Source organism: Roseicyclus salinarum (genome assembly GCF_029624655.1).
Classification (GTDB): Bacteria; Pseudomonadota; Alphaproteobacteria; order Rhodobacterales; family Rhodobacteraceae; genus Roseibacterium; species Roseibacterium salinarum.
The window spans coordinates 137,812-153,485 of record NZ_JARRSA010000008.1 but is presented as its reverse complement, the minus strand read 5'-3'; the positions used below and the strand labels follow the sequence as shown (position 1 = coordinate 153,485).

The 15,674-nt window shown below is 69.5% G+C and carries 18 protein-coding genes; 7 read left to right on the top strand and 11 right to left on the bottom strand.

What is annotated here, in order from left to right:
• The first annotated feature begins 18 nt into the window (after positions 1-18).
• Positions 19-1,686 (top strand): NAD+ synthase, encoded by a 1,668-nt coding sequence (locus P6F26_RS07690; RefSeq protein WP_278028079.1) that lies wholly within the window; start codon positions 19-21, stop codon positions 1,684-1,686.
• A 132-nt stretch (positions 1,687-1,818) separates the two neighbouring features.
• Here P6F26_RS07690 and P6F26_RS07685 read toward each other — a convergent pair whose 3' ends face one another.
• Complete coding sequence (locus tag P6F26_RS07685; protein WP_278028078.1) at positions 1,819-2,046, bottom strand: DUF1150 family protein; 228 nt, start codon at positions 2,044-2,046, stop codon at positions 1,819-1,821.
• Positions 2,043-2,468: an Hsp20 family protein gene (locus P6F26_RS07680; RefSeq protein ID WP_278028077.1), complete on the bottom strand. Its 426-nt coding sequence runs from the start codon at positions 2,466-2,468 to the stop codon at positions 2,043-2,045. Before P6F26_RS07680 ends, P6F26_RS07685 begins: the two co-directional genes overlap by 4 nt.
• Positions 2,469-2,680: 212 nt before the next feature.
• On the opposite strand from P6F26_RS07680, the gene P6F26_RS07675 reads away from it, so the two are divergent.
• The 3 genes from P6F26_RS07675 (at position 2,681) to P6F26_RS07665 (ending at position 4,576) form a co-directional block, all read left to right on the top strand.
• On the top strand, positions 2,681-2,899 hold the full coding sequence (locus tag P6F26_RS07675; RefSeq protein WP_278028107.1) for a YdcH family protein: 219 nt from the start codon (positions 2,681-2,683) through the stop codon (positions 2,897-2,899).
• Between the two features lie 122 nt (positions 2,900-3,021).
• Positions 3,022-3,510: a 5-(carboxyamino)imidazole ribonucleotide mutase gene (purE, locus tag P6F26_RS07670; RefSeq protein WP_278028076.1), complete on the top strand. Its 489-nt coding sequence runs from the start codon at positions 3,022-3,024 to the stop codon at positions 3,508-3,510.
• Complete coding sequence (locus P6F26_RS07665) at positions 3,503-4,576, top strand: 5-(carboxyamino)imidazole ribonucleotide synthase (protein ID WP_278028075.1); 1,074 nt, start codon at positions 3,503-3,505, stop codon at positions 4,574-4,576. Before purE ends, P6F26_RS07665 begins: the two co-directional genes overlap by 8 nt.
• 13 nt (positions 4,577-4,589) lie before the next feature.
• Here the strand turns inward: P6F26_RS07665 and P6F26_RS07660 are convergent, their stop codons facing one another.
• A complete protein-coding gene (locus tag P6F26_RS07660) occupies positions 4,590-5,348 on the bottom strand; it encodes an alpha/beta hydrolase (RefSeq protein WP_278028074.1) in 759 nt (252 codons plus the stop codon).
• A gap of 89 nt (positions 5,349-5,437) precedes the next feature.
• Between P6F26_RS07660 and P6F26_RS07655 the strand changes: the two genes are divergently transcribed.
• Positions 5,438-5,905: an NUDIX domain-containing protein gene (locus P6F26_RS07655; protein ID WP_278028073.1), complete on the top strand. Its 468-nt coding sequence runs from the start codon at positions 5,438-5,440 to the stop codon at positions 5,903-5,905.
• Here the strand turns inward: P6F26_RS07655 and P6F26_RS07650 are convergent.
• The 7 genes from P6F26_RS07650 to P6F26_RS07620 form a co-directional block, all read right to left on the bottom strand.
• Complete coding sequence (locus tag P6F26_RS07650; protein ID WP_278028072.1) at positions 5,875-6,738, bottom strand: DMT family transporter; 864 nt, start codon at positions 6,736-6,738, stop codon at positions 5,875-5,877. The genes P6F26_RS07655 and P6F26_RS07650 overlap by 31 nt on opposite strands.
• Positions 6,735-7,883, bottom strand: a complete 1,149-nt coding sequence (locus P6F26_RS07645; RefSeq protein WP_278028071.1) for an alpha-D-ribose 1-methylphosphonate 5-triphosphate diphosphatase — start codon at positions 7,881-7,883, stop codon at positions 6,735-6,737. Before P6F26_RS07645 ends, P6F26_RS07650 begins: the two co-directional genes overlap by 4 nt.
• 52 nt (positions 7,884-7,935) lie before the next feature.
• Entirely contained in the window at positions 7,936-9,078 is a 1,143-nt protein-coding gene (locus P6F26_RS07640; RefSeq protein WP_278028070.1) for a DUF8173 domain-containing protein, read from the bottom strand.
• Positions 9,079-9,158: 80 nt separating this feature from the next.
• Complete coding sequence (locus tag P6F26_RS07635; protein ID WP_278028069.1) at positions 9,159-10,004, bottom strand: NAD(P)-dependent oxidoreductase; 846 nt, start codon at positions 10,002-10,004, stop codon at positions 9,159-9,161.
• A gap of 12 nt (positions 10,005-10,016) precedes the next feature.
• On the bottom strand, positions 10,017-10,778 hold the full coding sequence (locus tag P6F26_RS07630) for an SDR family NAD(P)-dependent oxidoreductase (protein WP_278028068.1): 762 nt from the start codon (positions 10,776-10,778) through the stop codon (positions 10,017-10,019).
• A gap of 138 nt (positions 10,779-10,916) precedes the next feature.
• A complete protein-coding gene (groL, locus tag P6F26_RS07625; protein WP_278028067.1) occupies positions 10,917-12,557 on the bottom strand; it encodes a chaperonin GroEL in 1,641 nt (546 codons plus the stop codon).
• Positions 12,558-12,615: 58 nt separating this feature from the next.
• Positions 12,616-12,927, bottom strand: a complete 312-nt coding sequence (locus tag P6F26_RS07620) for a co-chaperone GroES (RefSeq protein ID WP_278028066.1) — start codon at positions 12,925-12,927, stop codon at positions 12,616-12,618.
• Positions 12,928-13,293: 366 nt separating this feature from the next.
• Here P6F26_RS07620 and P6F26_RS07615 point away from each other — a divergent pair, with 366 nt between their 5' ends.
• Positions 13,294-14,217, top strand: coding sequence for a manganese-dependent inorganic pyrophosphatase (locus tag P6F26_RS07615; protein ID WP_278028065.1), 924 nt, complete (start codon positions 13,294-13,296; stop codon positions 14,215-14,217).
• A 191-nt stretch (positions 14,218-14,408) separates the two neighbouring features.
• Positions 14,409-15,284: a TIGR01459 family HAD-type hydrolase gene (locus P6F26_RS07610; RefSeq protein ID WP_278028064.1), complete on the top strand. Its 876-nt coding sequence runs from the start codon at positions 14,409-14,411 to the stop codon at positions 15,282-15,284.
• A 6-nt stretch (positions 15,285-15,290) separates the two neighbouring features.
• Here P6F26_RS07610 and P6F26_RS07605 read toward each other — a convergent pair whose 3' ends face one another.
• Positions 15,291-15,626 carry an ArsR/SmtB family transcription factor gene (locus tag P6F26_RS07605; RefSeq protein ID WP_278028063.1) on the bottom strand — a complete coding sequence of 112 codons (336 nt, stop codon included), beginning with the start codon at positions 15,624-15,626 and terminating at the stop codon, positions 15,291-15,293.
• Positions 15,627-15,674 lie beyond the last annotated feature (48 nt).

Here is a 15,674-nt window from a genome sequence, read left to right as displayed (position 1 = left end):
TGACGGGGTCCGAGACCGATGACCGAGCGCTTCCGACTGAGCCTTGCGCAATTGAACCCGACGGTGGGGGACCTTGCGGGAAACGCGGAGATGGCGCGCGCCGCATGGGCCGAGGCGAAGGCCGCGGGCGCGGACGTGATCGCGTTCCCCGAGATGTTCCTGACCGGCTACCAGCTGCAGGACCTGGTTAAGAAGCCGGCCTTCGCGATGGACGTGCACCGTGTGATGGGCGAACTGGCCGCCGCCTGCGCCGACGGGCCGGCCATCGGGATCGGCAGCCCGCTTCCGGGCGGGGCCAAGCCGTTCAACGCCTACTACGTCCTTCAGGGGGGCGCGATCTCGGCGACCGTGCTGAAGCACCACCTGCCGAACTACAACGTCTTCGACGAAAAGCGCTATTACCACGCGGGCGACCCGGCGGGGCCGGTTCGGGTGGGGCCGCTGCGTATCGGCATTCCGATCTGCGAGGACGCCTGGTTCGAGGACGTGACAGAAACGCTGGAGGAAACGGGAGCCGAGATCCTTCTGGTGCCAAACGGCTCGCCCTACCACAGGGGCAAGATGAACATCCGGCAGTCCCAGATGGTGGCCCGCGTGATCGAGACGGGCCTGCCGCTCGTCTACCTCAACCTGCTGGGCGGACAGGACGACCAGGTCTTCGACGGCGCAAGCTTCGTGCTGAACCCGCACGGGGTTCTGACCCACCAGCTACCCGCTTTCGAGCCCGCGCTCGTCCATGTGGACTTCGAGAAGGACGACGCCGACGGCTGGACGGCGCTTCCCGGCGAGAAGGCGACGCTTCCCGACACATGGGAGGCGGATTATCGAACGATGGTCGTTTCGCTGGGCGACTACATGCGCAAGGCGGGGTTCTCGAAGGCGGTGCTCGGGCTTTCGGGCGGCGTGGACAGCGCGCTGGTCGCGGCCATCGCGAGCGATGCGCTGGGGCCCGGGAACGTGCGTTGCGTCATGCTGCCGTCGCGCTACACGTCGGAGGCCTCGCTAAAGGACGCCCGCGACGTGGCGGCGGCCCTCGGCTGCAGGCTCGACACAGTCCCGATCGGCGGCGCGCACGAGGCGGTGACGGGCGCGCTGTCGGACCTGTTCGCGGGTCTCGAGCCCGGCATCGCCGAAGAGAACATCCAGTCGCGCCTGCGCGGCGTGATGCTGATGGCCCTGTCCAACAAGTTCGGCGAGATGCTGCTGACCACGGGCAACAAGTCCGAGGTCGCCGTCGGCTACGCCACGATCTACGGCGACATGGCGGGCGGCTACAATCCGCTGAAGGACCTCTACAAGACCCGCGTCTTCGAGACCTGCCGCTGGCGCAACGCCAACCACCGCCCGTGGATGAAGGGCCCCGAGGGCGAAGTCATCCCGCCTCGGGTCATCGACAAGCCGCCGACCGCCGAGTTGCGCGAGGACCAGAAGGACGAGGACAGCCTGCCGCCCTACGCCGATCTCGACGTGATGCTGGAGATGCTGATCGACAAGGAGGCCTCGGTCGCCGACGTGGTGGCGCAGGGCTACGACCGCGAGACGGTCAAGAAGATCGAAAGCCTGATCTACATCAGCGAATACAAGCGTTTCCAGGCCGCGCCGGGCACTCGCCTGACCGAGCGCGCGTTCTGGCTCGACCGGCGCTATCCCATCGTGAATCGCTGGCGGGACGACACCGGGAACTGAGGGCCAGCGGAAGCCGCGCCGAGCCGGGCACCGTGCGGCAACTCCCCAGACGGCCCGCGGGGCGTCGCGCCCCATGAAACAGGGCGCCCGAAGGCGCCCCTGCCCGGTATCGGGCGTTGCCCGTCCGCGGCCTCAGTGGACGCTGACGGGTTCCATGTCGTTCTGCCGCGCCACCACGAAGGCGAGCTTGCGGTCGCGAACGAGGGCGAGCTGCTCGCCCGTTTCGGAGCCGATGGCGTAGACGGTATCGAGGTCGCCTGCCTGTTCGCGCACGTCCTCGGGCAGATCGGCGACCGCGATCTGACGGATGTAGACGATCGGCCGTCCGGCCACGTCGGCTGCTGCGTTGCGTTCGTTCATTTGCGACCACCTCCATTCGAGATCCGTATCGACTGGACGACCTTTTCCGGGACCGCCCTGTTCAGGTCGATGTGCAGAAGGCCATGTTCCATCGCGGCGCCGGCCACCTCCACGCCCTCGGCGAGGACGAAGCTGCGCTGGAACTGCCGCGCCGCGATCCCGCGGTGCAGGAAGACGCGGTCATGACCGTCCTCGGCCTGCTTGCCGCGCACCACGAGCTGCCTGTCCTCGACCGTGATCGAGAGATCGTCCTCGGCGAAGCCGGCCACGGCCAGCGTGATGCGGTAGGCGTTCTCGCCCTTGCGTTCGATGTTGTAGGGCGGATAGCCGTCGTTGCCAGTTTTCGCCGTGCGCTCGACGAGGCGCTCGAGCTGATCGAACCCCAAAAGGAACGGGTGCGATCCAAGTGTCAGTTTCGTCATCAGGCACATCCTTCAAGAAGCGATCTGCAGGAGGCCCCGTCGTCCCGGTAGCGGCGGCGCGGGTCCATCGACACCAAATATGGGGAGGGCTGCGCGGCAGTGCAAGACAGGCCGCGCGCGCCGCGCAAAGGCTTGGAGCGCCTCATCTTTGGGTGTATTCTCGCACTCCGCACGACCGAACGGAGATCATGCGGGATCTGGGGACCGGCACGATGAACGCACCGAGCGAGATGAACCACGAGGACGTCCTCCGCGTGAAGCTCGAGGTGCTGCGCCGCGAGCATCGCGACCTCGACGAGGCCATCGCGGCCCTGCAGCACTCGCTCAACCCCGACCAGCTGACCCTGCGGCGGCTCAAGAAGCAGAAGCTCGGCCTGAAGGACGCCATCTCGCGCATCGAGGACGAACTGACGCCCGACATCATCGCCTGACACCAGCGGCGGCGCGGGCCGTGGCTGAATCCGTGTCGCGGACGCGTTGCGCGCGCCTCGCCCGCCGTTATAGTGCGGCGTTCCGGGGGACATCCGAGACTGACGCGAAAGGGAACGGGGCGATGGCTGAACCAGCGGTCGGCATCATCATGGGCAGCCAGTCGGACTGGCCCACGCTGCGCGAAGCGGCGGCGGTCCTCGACGAGCTGGGCGTGGCCTACGAGGCGCGCATCGTCTCGGCCCACCGCACGCCCGACCGGCTGTGGGACTACGGGGTGTCCGCGGCCGGCCGGGGGCTGAAGGCGATCATCGCGGGCGCGGGGGGCGCGGCGCACCTGCCCGGCATGATGGCCTCCAAGACGCGGGTGCCGGTGATCGGCGTGCCGGTGCAGACCAAGGCGCTGTCCGGGGTCGATTCCCTCTATTCCATCGTCCAGATGCCGCGCGGCTACCCGGTGGCGACCATGGCGATCGGCGCGGCGGGGGCGGCGAACGCGGGCCTCATGGCCGCCGCGATCCTCGCGACCTCGGACGAGGCGCTGGCCGCACGGCTCGACGCGTGGCGCGCGGCGCTGTCAGCGTCCATTCCCGAGGTTCCGTCGGATGACTGAGCCGCTTCCGCAGGGCTCCGTCGTCGGCATTCTGGGCGGCGGACAGCTGGGCCGTATGCTGGCGATGGCCGCGGCCAGGCTCGGCTACCGCGCGCACATCTTCGAGCCCGGCGCCGCGCCTGCCGCCGACGTCGCCGCAGCATGGACGCAGGCGAGCTACGAGGATGCCGCCGCGCTCCGCGCCTTCGCCGAGGCCTGCGACGTGATCACCTTCGAGTTCGAGAACATCCCCGCCGCAGCGCTCGACATCCTGTCGGAAACGACGCCCCTTTATCCCGATCGCCGCGCCCTGGAGACAAGCCAGGACAGGCTGACGGAAAAGGAATTCATTTCCTCCCTCGGCCTTTCGGTCGCGCCCTTCGCGGCGATCGACGGCCCCGACGGCCTCGAGGCCGCGCTGGAACGGACGGGCGTGCCCGCGGTCCTGAAGACCCGCCGCTTCGGCTATGACGGCAAGGGGCAGGCGCGGGCGATGTCCGTGGCCGAGGCCGGGACCGCGCTGGAAAGCCTTGCGGGGGCGCCGGCCATCGCCGAGGGCTTCGTGGACTTCGCCCGCGAGATCAGCGTGATCGCCGCGCGCGGCCTGGACGGATCGGTCGCGGCCTACGACCCCGGCGAGAACGTGCATGTCGACGGCATCCTGTCGACGACCACGGTGCCCGCCGCGATCCCAGCCGGCCTGCGCACCGACGCGGTGCTGCTGGCCTCGCGCATCCTCAACGCGCTCGACTACGTCGGCGTTCTGGGGGTCGAGCTGTTCGTGACGCGCGGCGGGCTCGTGGTCAACGAGATCGCGCCGCGGGTGCACAATTCCGGCCACTGGACGCAGGCGGGATGCGCCGTCGACCAGTTCGAGCAGCACATCCGCGCCGTCACCGGCTGGCCGCTTGGCGACGGGTCGCGCCATGCCGACGTCGTTATGGAGAACCTGATCGGCGAGGACGTCTCGCGCGCGCCTGCGATGGCCGCCGAACGCGGCGTGCAGATCCACCTCTACGGCAAGTCCGAGACGCGGGCAGGCCGCAAGATGGGCCACGTCAATCGCGTCACCGGGCCTGCAGGCTGAGGGCCGAGGGCCGTCACTCGATCAGGGTGCCGACGGCGTCCATGAACTCCATGTCGTGATCAAAGGCGCCGGTCTCGAGGAAGCGCCTGACCTCCGCGATGACGACGGGGTTGTTCATCATGAAGGTATGGGTGACGGGCAGGATCAGGAAATCGCTCATCCCGTCCACCATCGTGCGCCCGACCGCGACCTTGCCGTCATCGGGGCCGGGAATCAGCGCGGAGTAGATCGGGTTCAGCGTCCGGTCGCCGGCGATCACGCCAAGCTCGAAATCGACGGGCGGAAGTCGGTTGGGAAGATCCTCGGGCCCGGTGCCCAGCTCCTGCCCGGCGGGACCGTTCATCCATTCGAACGGCTCGAGCGGGCCGAGGACATCGACCAGTTCCGTGCCGCCGTTGGGCGGCGCAAGCATCACCACCCGGCCCAGCCGTTCCGGCCTGTGCGTGGCCAGCCAGTAGCGCAGCAGGATGCCGCCCATCGAATGGGTGACGAAATGCACCGGCTCCGCGCCGCATCGGGCAAGTGCGGGCAGGATGGTCCGCGGCGCGAGCTCGGCGATCGAGGCGCGCGTCGAGGGGTATCCCTGGTTGACGACGCGGTAGCCGTCGGCCTCCAGCGCCTCCTCCATGACCAGAAGCGAGACCTGCGTGCGCGCGAGGCCATGCAGGAGGATGACGCAGCCCCTGTCATGCGCCGGGACGCGCACCTCCTGCGCGGCGGCCGGATGCGACGCGAGGACGAAGATGAGAAGGGCGTGGGCAAGACGGGGCATGGCTCACAGATAGGGCATCGCGCGCCCTCCCGCGAGGGTGCTTGCCCATGCAACTTGCCCATGCCGCTGCGTCAGGACACTCTGGCGGCATGAGCGACACGACCGGGGCGCGGCCCCGCACCATCCCCCGAGTGGCCGTCCGCGGCCTCCTTCTGATCGACGACCGGCTTCTGCTGGTGAACGCCTACGCAGGCGACGCGAGCGACCTTCTGTGCGCCCCCGGCGGAGGCGTGGAGCCCCATGCAAGCCTCCCCGAGAACCTGATGCGCGAGTTCCACGAAGAGACCGGCCTGACCGTCGCGGTGGACGAGCCGTGCCTGATCAACGAGTTCCACGCGCCCGGACGCGCGTTTCACCAGGTCGATGTCTATTTCCGGGTCACGCTCGTGGCGGGCGATCCCTTCGCGCCGTGGCGCGATCCCGAGGGCATCGTGAACCGCCGCGTCCTCGCCAGCCGGCAGGACATGGCCGCGCTCCGCTACAAGCCCGACAGCCTGCCGGACGCGGCGTGGGGAACGGGCATCCTCTATGACCCGCTGGAGCCCCTCGTGCGCTGAAAGGCGCCGAGGCCGTAGGCGATGCCGCCCAGCGTCAGAAGGCCCGCGCCCAGCATCCTCGGGGTCAGCGCCTCGCCCAGGATCGCGACGCCGCCGAGCGTCGCGATGATGGGCACGGAAAGCTGCACGAGGCCCGAGACCGAGGCATCGAGGCGCGGCAGGACGGCATACCACAGCGCGTAGCCCAGACCCGAGGTGATCGCCCCCGACAGGACCGCAAGCGCGAGGCCCGGCGCCGCGGCCTCCGTCAGCCCCCCCGGAAGCGCCACGAGCACGAGAGCGCAGAGCGGCGCGGCCAGCACGAAGTTCGCGGCCGTCTCGGCCAGCGGATCGGTGGCGCGCCTGCCGACCAGCGAATAGACGCCCCAGCCCAGCGCCGCGGCCAGCATCGCGGCCGACGCGGCGGGCGGAAGCGCGACCTCCCCCGAGGGCCACACCAGCCACGCAAGCCCCGCGAGCGCCAGCGCCGCCCCGATCCATCGGCGGGCCGGCAGCGCCTCGCGCGAAAGGACGGCGCCTGCGAACATCGTCACCTGCACGCCCCCGAACAGGATAAGCGCGCCGACGCCCGCGTCGATCGCGAGATAGGCGAAGGAGAAGCCCACGAGATAGAGCGCAAGGCCGAGCGCCCCCGGAATGCGCCGCAGCGAGCCGAAGGGCAGGCGGCGGCCGCGCAGGGCCACCAGCGCGCTCAGCGTCAGCGCGCCCGCCACCGCGCGCACGAGGGCGAAGTCGAAGGCTCCGATCAGGCCCTGCCCGACCGCCATGCGGTTGAGGACCGAATTTGCGGCGAAGGCCGTCATTACCAGAACCGTCAGCCCCGCGGTCCTCATGTCGCCGCCTGCAGAAAGCGGGTGGCGAGCGGCCCGGCGAGAAAGCTCACCTCGCCGCCCGCGACGGTGGCCGCGATCCGGTGGCCCTCTTCCTCGACGATCACGAGGTCGGCGCGGAGGCCGGGAACGATACGGCCCCTGTCCGACAGGCCCAGAAGCCGCGCGGGCCCCGAGGACACGAGCGCCCAGGCGCGCGCGAGGTCCATGCCGTCCGCGGCAAGGCGGAACGCCGCCCGCGCCGGTGCGGGATAGTGGTAGTCCGAGGCGAGCGCGTCGACGATGCCCTCCGCCACGAGATCGCCCGCGGCCACCTTGCCCGCGTGGGAGCCGCCGCGCACGAGGTTCGGCGCGCCCATGATCACGCCCTCGCCCGCCTTCCGTGCGGCCATCGCGGCCTCGGCCGTCTCGGGGAATTCCGACAGTGTCGCGCCAAGCGCGCGGGCGCGGGCGCGGTCCTCGGCAGTGTGGTCGTCATGGCTTCCGATAAGGACGCCGTGCTGACGGGCCACGGCGCAGAAATGCGCGAGCGCCGCAGGCACCTCGTCGCGGCGGTCGTGCATCTCCTGCAGGAGCTTCCAGTGCGCCTCGGGCGAACGCTGCGCCTTGAGCGCCTGCCCCGACAGGCGCGGCGGCCGGCGGCCCTCGGCCAGTTCGCGGTGCGGCAGATGATCGTTCAGCACGACGTAGGGGATGCGCGCCCGCCCGATCAGCGCCAGCGCGCGGTCGAAATCGCCGATCATGCCGGTCTCGAGGCGCAGCTGCAGCATCGTGTCGGCGCGCATGGGGGTGCCCGCAAGCGCATCGGCGAGACGTTCGGCGAAGTCCGGGCCGCGCATCCCGCCCTCCCACGAGAAGAACTGCGCGAGAACGGCCGTCGTGATCCCGTTCGCCGCAAGCTCGGCGTCGAGGCTCGCAAGGCCCGCCGACAGGCTTTCCAGCGCCCCGCGTCGCGGCGCGAGGTGACGCTCGAACCCGTCGCCGTGAATGTCCACGATGCCCGGCAGGATCAGGTGGCCCGAGGCGTCAACGCTCACGCCCGCCGGCGCCTCGGCGATCAGGCCGCGCGACAGGGCAAGCGGCGTGTCCGCAAGACCGTCAGGCGTCAGCACGCGCGCGCCGAGGAATGTCACGTCGGGAAGCGTCATGGCCCCCTGATGGACCGAACCGTGGCCGAGGGGAAGCCCCGCGAGCGCCCCCTCAGGCCTGCCGCGCCTGACGCGTCTCGCGGATGACGATGGCCACGGCGCCCGCCCCCGTCAGCGACAGGGCCAGGACCGCGAGCCAGCCGAGAAACGGGATCAGGGTGACGATGCCGGCGACGAATGCGCCCAGCAGCGCGAGACCCGCCCTGGGCAGCACCGTGTGGGGCATCTCGTTGCCCAGCCTCAGCCAGATGCCGACCCCGAGGATGTAGCTGCCCATGACGTAGCCCGCGAACCCCACGAGCCCCGCCATGAAGAGCGCCGCGAAGAACAGAGGGATGCCGATGATCGTCAACGCCAGCACGAAGCCCGCCCCCGAGATCAGCGACACGAGGACGAAGCCCGCGCCGAAGCTTTGCCCGGGATGCGACAACGCCCGCTCGCGCCATTGCGCGACATGCGCCGGGGCCACTGCGACGGCGGCCGCAGCCAGCGCGGCGACTGTCAGGACGCTGACGAAGAAGCCCGTGACCGCCGCCCTCCAGGCCGTGCGGCGCATGTCGTCGAAGCCGCCCGGCATCGCGTCGTCCACGTCGATGTCGCGCACCTCCACGCGGTCGGCCGGTGCGACGCGCTCGGGGATCCCGGGCGCCGTGTCGCCATCCTCGACATAAAGGATCACCTGCCCGGCGACCGTCGCGCCGGGCCCGAAGTCCACCGTTTCGACGGCAAGCATGAGGTCCCCGGCCACCGCGGCGTCGAGGCGCAGGTCCTCGGCGGCGATCATTGCCGATCCGCCGACGCTGCCCGAGACGTCGGCATCGCGCGCGAAAAGCCTCAGGTTGCCGCCGATCGCGGCGTCGACCTCGGCCTCGGCGGCGGCAAGCAGGGCCGGCCCCGCCACGTCCGCCGACAGGTCGATCTCGTAGGCGAAGCCGTAAAGCCTGCCGGTTGGCGCGCCGATGTCGAGCCGCCGGGCCGCCAGATGCGCCGCGCCGCCGACCTCGCCTACCAGCGCGATGTCCTCGGAAGCCGCGAAGAGGTCGCGCGCGATCTCGCCGTCGAGCTCTAGGTCGTCCCCGGCGGCGAAGGCGTCGCCGCCGAACTCGAGGCGGGCCGCCTCGTCATCCTGCGCCGCCACCGGCAGGGCCGCGAGGCCCAGGAAGACCGCAGTCAGAAGGGGCAGGACAAGGCGCATGGGTCATCTCCCTTGATCGGAACGCGATGACCGCAGCGTGACGCAATTCGTCCCGCGCCGCGTTGATCTGAGGCAAGGGGTCAGCCGTCGTGGTAGGCGGCGGCGATGGCGGCGGCGGGATCGCTTTCGCCGAGGCCGCTCTCGATCGCCGCGCGCTGGATCCTGCCTGCCTGCGCCAGCACCGGGGCGGTCAGCCCGTGCGCCTCGACCACGCGGCGAAACACGTCGTTGTCCTTGGCGATCCCTGCCAGCGTGAAGCCCACGGTCTCGTCCTCGCCCAAGATCTTGGCCATCCGGTCGCGGATCATCGGAAGGCCCGCGGGCCCCGCGTTCAGGATCCCGAGGACATCGGCCAGCGGAATGCCCGCGCGCCGCGCCAGCGGAAGCATCTCGCGCAGGCCCGCGACATAGGCCTGAAGCATCGAGTTGTTGATCGTCTTCATGACCATGCCAGCCCCGAGAGGCCCGACACGGGCCACCCTCGGGGTCAGCAGCCGCAGAAGGGCCGCGGCCCGCCCGGCCGTGTCGGGCGCCGCGCCGAGAAAGACGCCGCAGGTCCCCGCCTCGACCATCTCGGGACCGCCCGAGACCGGCGCGTCGGCGAGTTCGGCACCCCGCGCCGCGAGGGCAGCCTCCCGGTCCTGAAGGATCTTCGGCACCACGGTGCTTGTCTCCAGGATCAGCTTTCCCGGCAGGTCATGCCCGAGAAGCGCATCGAGCACCTCGGCCACGGCGGCATCGTCATAAAGCGACAACACGAGCGCATCGGAGGCGGCGACGAGCGCCCCGAGGTCCGGGGCGGACGCGACGCCCTCGACCGTGCGCCCCGACCGCGTCCATCCCGTCACCTGCGCGCCTTGCGCCGCGAAGCGCAGCGCCATCGCGCTGCCCATCCGACCCAGTCCCACCACGCCTATCCGTTCCATGCCGAAGCCCCCTCAAACAGTGTCGCGCAGGGCCGGCAAGCCGATCCCCGTCGCTTCGAAACCGCCATCCGACGCGATCACCTGGCCCGTGACATAGGACGCCTCGGGCGAGCAGAGGAAGGCGATCACGCTCGCGATCTCGTCCTCCGACCCGTAGCGGTTCAGCGGGATCGCGTCGTGGTAGGCGTCGATGATCGCCCGGCTGTGCACCGCCATCGCAAGCTTCGTGCGCACCGGACCGGGACAGACGCAGTTCGCGCGGATCCCGTATTCCCCAAGTTCCGCCGCCTGCTGTTTCGTCAGGTGCATGACGGCAGCCTTCGACGTGCCGTAGGCCACCCGCAGCGTCGAGGCGCGCAGGCCGGAGATCGAGGCGATGTTGACGATCGCGCCGCGGCTGTCCTTCAGCGCCGGGATGCACGCCTGCGACATCAGGAAGACGCCGTCGAGGTTGGTGTCCATCACCCTGCGCCAGCGCGCGAAGCTCGTCTCCTCGATCGGCCCGAAATCCGCGACGCCCGCGTTGTTCACCAGCGCGTCGATCCGGCCGAATTCCCGCAGGGTCTCGGCCGCCGCGCGCTCGACCTGATCGGGGATCGAGACGTCGAAGGGCAGCGGCAGGACCGGCCCCGGCGGCGCGTCCGCGGCGGCAAGCTCTTCGGCGTCGCGGTCCAGCATGGCGACGCGCCAGCCCCCCGCGGCAAGGCGTTTCGCCGTGGCCAGCCCGATGCCACGCGCCGCGCCCGTGACGAGGGCGACGGGTGTGTCGCTCATGATGGTGTCTCCGTCCCCACTGGTCCCGTCGTCAGCCTAGCGGCATGTTCCCGCGCCGAGAAGAGGGGCCCGAACGTGACAAGGGGGCCCGCGAGGACCCCCTTGCCTTTGCCTTGCGGCGAATTCGCGGAAGGCGAATTACATCATGCCGCCCATGCCGCCCATGTCGGGCATGCCGCCACCGGCGCCTTCGTCCTTCTTCGGACGGTCTGCAACCATCGCCTCGGTGGTGATGAGCAGGCCAGCGACCGATGCGGCGTCTTCCAGCGCGGTGCGGACGACCTTCGCGGGGTCGATCACGCCGAACTTGAACATGTCGCCGTATTCCTCGGTCTGCGCGTTGAAGCCGAAGGACAGGTCGCTCGATTCGCGGATCTTGCCTGCGACGACCGAACCGTCGACGCCTGCGTTCTCTGCGATCTGGCGCAGCGGAGCCTCCAGCGCGCGGCGCACGATGGCGATGCCCGCGTTCTGGTCGGAGTTCTCGCCCGAAACGCCCTCGAGGGACTTGGCACCCTGCACGAGCGCCACGCCACCGCCGACCACGACGCCTTCCTGAACCGCGGCGCGGGTCGCGTTGAGCGCGTCATCGACGCGGTCCTTGCGCTCCTTCACCTCGACCTCGGTCATGCCGCCGACGCGGATGACGGCGACGCCGCCTGCGAGCTTGGCCACACGTTCCTGCAGCTTCTCGCGGTCGTAGTCCGACGTGGTCTCTTCGATCTGCTGACGGATCTGAGCGACGCGCGCCTCGATCTCGGACTTCTCGCCTGCGCCGTCCACGATGGTCGTGTCATCCTTCTTGATGACGACCTTCTTGGCGTTGCCGAGCATGTCCATCGTGACGTTCTCGAGCTTCATGCCGAGGTCTTCCGAGATCACCTGGCCGCCGGTCAGGATCGCGATGTCCTGCAGCATGGCCTTGCGGCGGTCGCCGAAGCCGGGCGCCTTGACGGCAGCGATCTTGAGGCCGCCGCGCAGCTTGTTGACGACGAGCGTGGCCAGGGCCTCGCCCTCGACGTCCTCGGAGATGATCAGAAGCGGCTTGCCCGACTGGATCACCGACTCCAGAAGCGGAACCATCGGCTGGAGCGAAGACAGCTTCTTCTCGTGGAGAAGGATCAGCACGTCTTCCAGCTCGGCGGTCATCTTGTCGGGGTTGGTGACGAAGTAGGGCGAGAGGTAGCCGCGGTCGAACTGCATGCCCTCGACGACTTCGGTCTCGGTCTCGAGGCCCTTGTTCTCCTCGACGGTGATGACGCCGTCGTTGCCGACCTTCTGCATCGCGTCGGCGATCATGCGGCCGATGGCGGCCTCGCCGTTCGCGGAGACGGTGCCGACCTGCGCGACTTCGTCGCTGTCGGTGACGTCACGGGCGGCGGACTTGATGTGGTCGATGACCTTGTGCACGGCAAGGTCGATGCCGCGCTTGAGGTCCATCGGGTTCATGCCGGCCGCGACCGACTTCATGCCCTCGCGGACGATGGCCTGGGCCAGAACCGTCGCGGTGGTGGTGCCGTCGCCGGCCTCGTCATTGGTGCGGCTGGCCACTTCCTTGACCATCTGCGCGCCCATGTTCTCGAACTTGTCCTCGAGCTCGATCTCCTTGGCGACCGTCACACCGTCCTTGGTGATGCGGGGCGCGCCGAAGCTTTTCTCGATGACGACGTTGCGGCCCTTGGGGCCGAGCGTGACCTTCACCGCGTCGGCGAGGATGTTGACGCCCCTGAGCATGCGGTTGCGGGCATCGGTGTCGAACTTGACGTCCTTAGCAGCCATCTTGGATAGCTCCCTTGCTTGAAATTCCTGAATTGTCCGGGTTCGTCCTGATCTGGGATCAGGCGGCCTTGGCGGCCTTCGCGTCGGTCATCACGCCGAGGATGTCGGACTCCTTCATGATCAGGAGCTCCTCGCCATCGATCGTGACCTCGGTGCCCGACCACTTGCCGAACAGGATGCGGTCGCCCGGCTTGACCGACATCTCGATCAGCTCGCCGGAATCCTTGCGGGCGCCGTCGCCGCAGGCGATGACTTCGCCCTCGGCGGGCTTTTCCTTGGCGCTGTCGGGGATGATCAGACCGCCCTTGGTCTTCTCGTCGGATTCGACACGGCGGACCAGAACGCGGTCATGAAGCGGTTTGAATGCCATCTCTCGAACTCTCCTCTCGGGTTCGGTTGTCTCCCGTTAGCACTCAGGTGGACCGAGTGCTAACGATGCGGAAATAGGCACCCCCTCACGGGCTGTCAACGGGTCGTGAATCGAAAGTTGCCACGGATCGGACCGGGCCGTCCTAGGCGCGCGGTCATGGGGTGTAACCGCCTTGCGCAACGGGCCGGCGCGGCCCATCGCTACAGGCTGTGCGGGCCGCGAAGCCATCCCTCGCCGTGGCGGATCGGCATGCCCCGGCGGCGGCTGCGCAACGCGCGCCCCGCGAGGCTGGTCGCGGCCTCGTGACATCTTCGAGCGCCCCGGCTATGAGGGCCGCGAATTTCAAGCACCTGAGAGACGCCCCAAATGACCACGCTCGTCTTCGGCCACAAATCGCCCGACACCGATTCGACCGGATCGCCCATCATCTGGGCCTGGTATCTCAACGAGATCGAAGGCCATCCGGCCGAGCCTGTCCTGCTGGGCGAGCCCAGCTCCGAGGCCGCATTCATGCTGCAGCGCTGGGGCCTCGACAAGCCGCGCATCCTCAGCGACCTCGAGGCCGGCCAGAAGGTCGTCATCGTGGACACCAACAATCCCGCGGAACTGCCCGATACCATCAACGACGCCGACATCCGCGCCATCATCGATCATCACAAGCTGGTCGGCGGGCTGGAGACGCGCGGCCCGATCGAGATCACGGTGCGCCCGCTGGCCTGCACCGCGACCCTCATGCACGAGTTGATGGGCGACGCGGCGGCCCGGATGCCCGAGGCGATCAAGGGCGCGATGCTGTCGTGCATCCTGTCCGACACGCTCGAGTTCCGCTCGCCCACCACGACGCCGGCCGACAAGGCGCTGGCCGAGGAACTGGCCGCCGACCTCGGCGTCTCCATCCCCGGCTACGCCGCCGAGATGTTCGCCGCCAAGTCCGACGTCTCGGCCTTCTCGGACGCCGAGCTTCTGCGCATGGACAGCAAGGAATACGAGGTCGGCGGCAAGTCGTTCCGCGTCAGCGTGCTCGAGACGACCTCGCCCGAGACGGTGCTGGCGCGCAAGGACGGGCTCGTGGCCGCGATGCCTGCGGTCGCGGCCGAGGACGGCGTGGACCAGGTCCTGCTCTTCATCGTCGACATCCTGCGTGAAGAGGCGACGATGCTCGTTCCCAACGACCTGACGCGGCAGGTGGCCGAAAAGAGCTTCGCAACCGTCTGCGGCGATGCCGACACCGTCGTGCTGCCGGGCGTGATGAGCCGGAAGAAGCAGATCATCCCCAACCTCACGCTCTGAGCGCGGCCGCGCGGGGCCGGCGTCGAAGGCCGCGCTCCGGCGCGACTTCGGCACCGGCCGGCGCGCCCCGTTCCCGCCGGCGCTCAAGGGTGCGGCGCCGCCCCGGATCGTGCCAGATCGTGGCTGTTCGCGCGCGGGCAAACCCCCTATTGAGGCTGCGGACAACAGCCGACGCCCCAAAGGAGACGCGCATGACGACGCCCATCATCGACAGCCTCGCCGATCTCGAGGGTCGCTATGACGCGCTGTTCTGCGACCTCTGGGGCTGCGTGCACGACGGCATCCGCGCCCTGCCCGAGGCCGTCGCCGCGCTGCAGGCGTTCAAGGCCGCGGGCGGCGCCGTCGTCCTTCTGACCAACGCGCCCCGCCCGCGCGCGAGCGTGGCCAGCCAGATCCGTCGACTGGGCGTCCCGGACGACGCGTGGGACATCATCGCGACCTCGGGCGACGCCGCCCGGCTGGCGATGTTCCAGGGCGTCGTGGGCCACAAGGTCTGGCACATCGGCGAGGCGCACGACGCCCCGTTCTTCGAACCCGTGAAGCTTCTGGAGAACCCCGCCCCGATCGAGAAGGTCGAACTGGAGGAGGCCGAGGGCATTGTGTGCACCGGCCCCTTCGACCCCCACGCCGACCCCGCCGAGATGCGCCCCCGCTTCCTGCTGGCCAAGACGATGGGCCTGAAGCTTCTGTGCGCGAACCCAGACATCGTCGTGGACCGGGGCGACAGCCGGGAATGGTGCGCCGGAGCGCTGGCCGAACTCTACGAGGAGATGGGCGGCGAAAGCCTCTATTTCGGCAAGCCGCATCCGCCGATCTACGATCTCGCACGCCGCCGGCTGGAGCAGATCGGCAGGTCCGTGCCCGAGGACCGCATCCTCGCGGTGGGCGACGGGATCCTGACGGACGTGAAGGGCGGCATGGGCGAGAACATCGACACGCTGTTCATCACCGGCGGCCTGGCACGGAGCGAGACCGGCACGACCGACCAGCCCGACCCCGATCGCCTCGACGCGTTCCTGGCGGACATCCGGCTGCAGCCCACCTACGCCATCGGGATGCTGCGCTAGGACGCCTCAGCCGCCGCCCTTCATGCGCGACACGAAGGTGTCCAGGCTCTGCAGCCGGTTGGGACGCCGCTCGTGGTTGCGCGCCATCCAGTCCTGCGCGGGCTGCAGCGCGCCCGGCACGAGGTGGCAGGTGCGCACCCGTCCCTTCTTGTATGAGGCGACGACCCCGGCCTCCTCCAGCTTCTTGAGATGACCCAGGAAGGACGGCAGCGCCATGGCGTGCGGCGCGGCCAGTTCGCTGACGCTGGCCGGCCCGTCCGCAAGCCGATCCACGATCGCCCGCCGCGTCGGGTCGCCGAAGGCCGAGAAGATCGTGTCGAGAGGTGTCGTTCGCCTAGTCATGCGCCTAAGCGTCTGCCCGACGCCCCGCCCGGTCAAGCGCAGCGGTCA

What these genes read in the sequence shown, in the direction of transcription:
- P6F26_RS07690 (WP_278028079.1), top strand. Translation starts at nt 19, where the DNA reads ATGACCGAGCGCTTCCGACTGAGCCTTGCGCAATTGAACCCGACGGTG.
- P6F26_RS07685 (WP_278028078.1), bottom strand. Translation starts at nt 2,046, where the DNA reads ATGAACGAACGCAACGCAGCAGCCGACGTGGCCGGACGGCCGATCGTC.
- P6F26_RS07680 (WP_278028077.1), bottom strand. Translation starts at nt 2,468, where the DNA reads ATGACGAAACTGACACTTGGATCGCACCCGTTCCTTTTGGGGTTCGAT.
- P6F26_RS07675 (WP_278028107.1), top strand. Translation starts at nt 2,681, where the DNA reads ATGAACGCACCGAGCGAGATGAACCACGAGGACGTCCTCCGCGTGAAG.
- purE (WP_278028076.1), top strand. Translation starts at nt 3,022, where the DNA reads ATGGCTGAACCAGCGGTCGGCATCATCATGGGCAGCCAGTCGGACTGG.
- P6F26_RS07665 (WP_278028075.1), top strand. Translation starts at nt 3,503, where the DNA reads ATGACTGAGCCGCTTCCGCAGGGCTCCGTCGTCGGCATTCTGGGCGGC.
- P6F26_RS07660 (WP_278028074.1), bottom strand. Translation starts at nt 5,348, where the DNA reads ATGCCCCGTCTTGCCCACGCCCTTCTCATCTTCGTCCTCGCGTCGCAT.
- P6F26_RS07655 (WP_278028073.1), top strand. Translation starts at nt 5,438, where the DNA reads ATGAGCGACACGACCGGGGCGCGGCCCCGCACCATCCCCCGAGTGGCC.
- P6F26_RS07650 (WP_278028072.1), bottom strand. Translation starts at nt 6,738, where the DNA reads ATGAGGACCGCGGGGCTGACGGTTCTGGTAATGACGGCCTTCGCCGCA.
- P6F26_RS07645 (WP_278028071.1), bottom strand. Translation starts at nt 7,883, where the DNA reads ATGACGCTTCCCGACGTGACATTCCTCGGCGCGCGCGTGCTGACGCCT.
- P6F26_RS07640 (WP_278028070.1), bottom strand. Translation starts at nt 9,078, where the DNA reads ATGCGCCTTGTCCTGCCCCTTCTGACTGCGGTCTTCCTGGGCCTCGCG.
- P6F26_RS07635 (WP_278028069.1), bottom strand. Translation starts at nt 10,004, where the DNA reads ATGGAACGGATAGGCGTGGTGGGACTGGGTCGGATGGGCAGCGCGATG.
- P6F26_RS07630 (WP_278028068.1), bottom strand. Translation starts at nt 10,778, where the DNA reads ATGAGCGACACACCCGTCGCCCTCGTCACGGGCGCGGCGCGTGGCATC.
- groL (WP_278028067.1), bottom strand. Translation starts at nt 12,557, where the DNA reads ATGGCTGCTAAGGACGTCAAGTTCGACACCGATGCCCGCAACCGCATG.
- P6F26_RS07620 (WP_278028066.1), bottom strand. Translation starts at nt 12,927, where the DNA reads ATGGCATTCAAACCGCTTCATGACCGCGTTCTGGTCCGCCGTGTCGAA.
- P6F26_RS07615 (WP_278028065.1), top strand. Translation starts at nt 13,294, where the DNA reads ATGACCACGCTCGTCTTCGGCCACAAATCGCCCGACACCGATTCGACC.
- P6F26_RS07610 (WP_278028064.1), top strand. Translation starts at nt 14,409, where the DNA reads ATGACGACGCCCATCATCGACAGCCTCGCCGATCTCGAGGGTCGCTAT.
- P6F26_RS07605 (WP_278028063.1), bottom strand. Translation starts at nt 15,626, where the DNA reads ATGACTAGGCGAACGACACCTCTCGACACGATCTTCTCGGCCTTCGGC.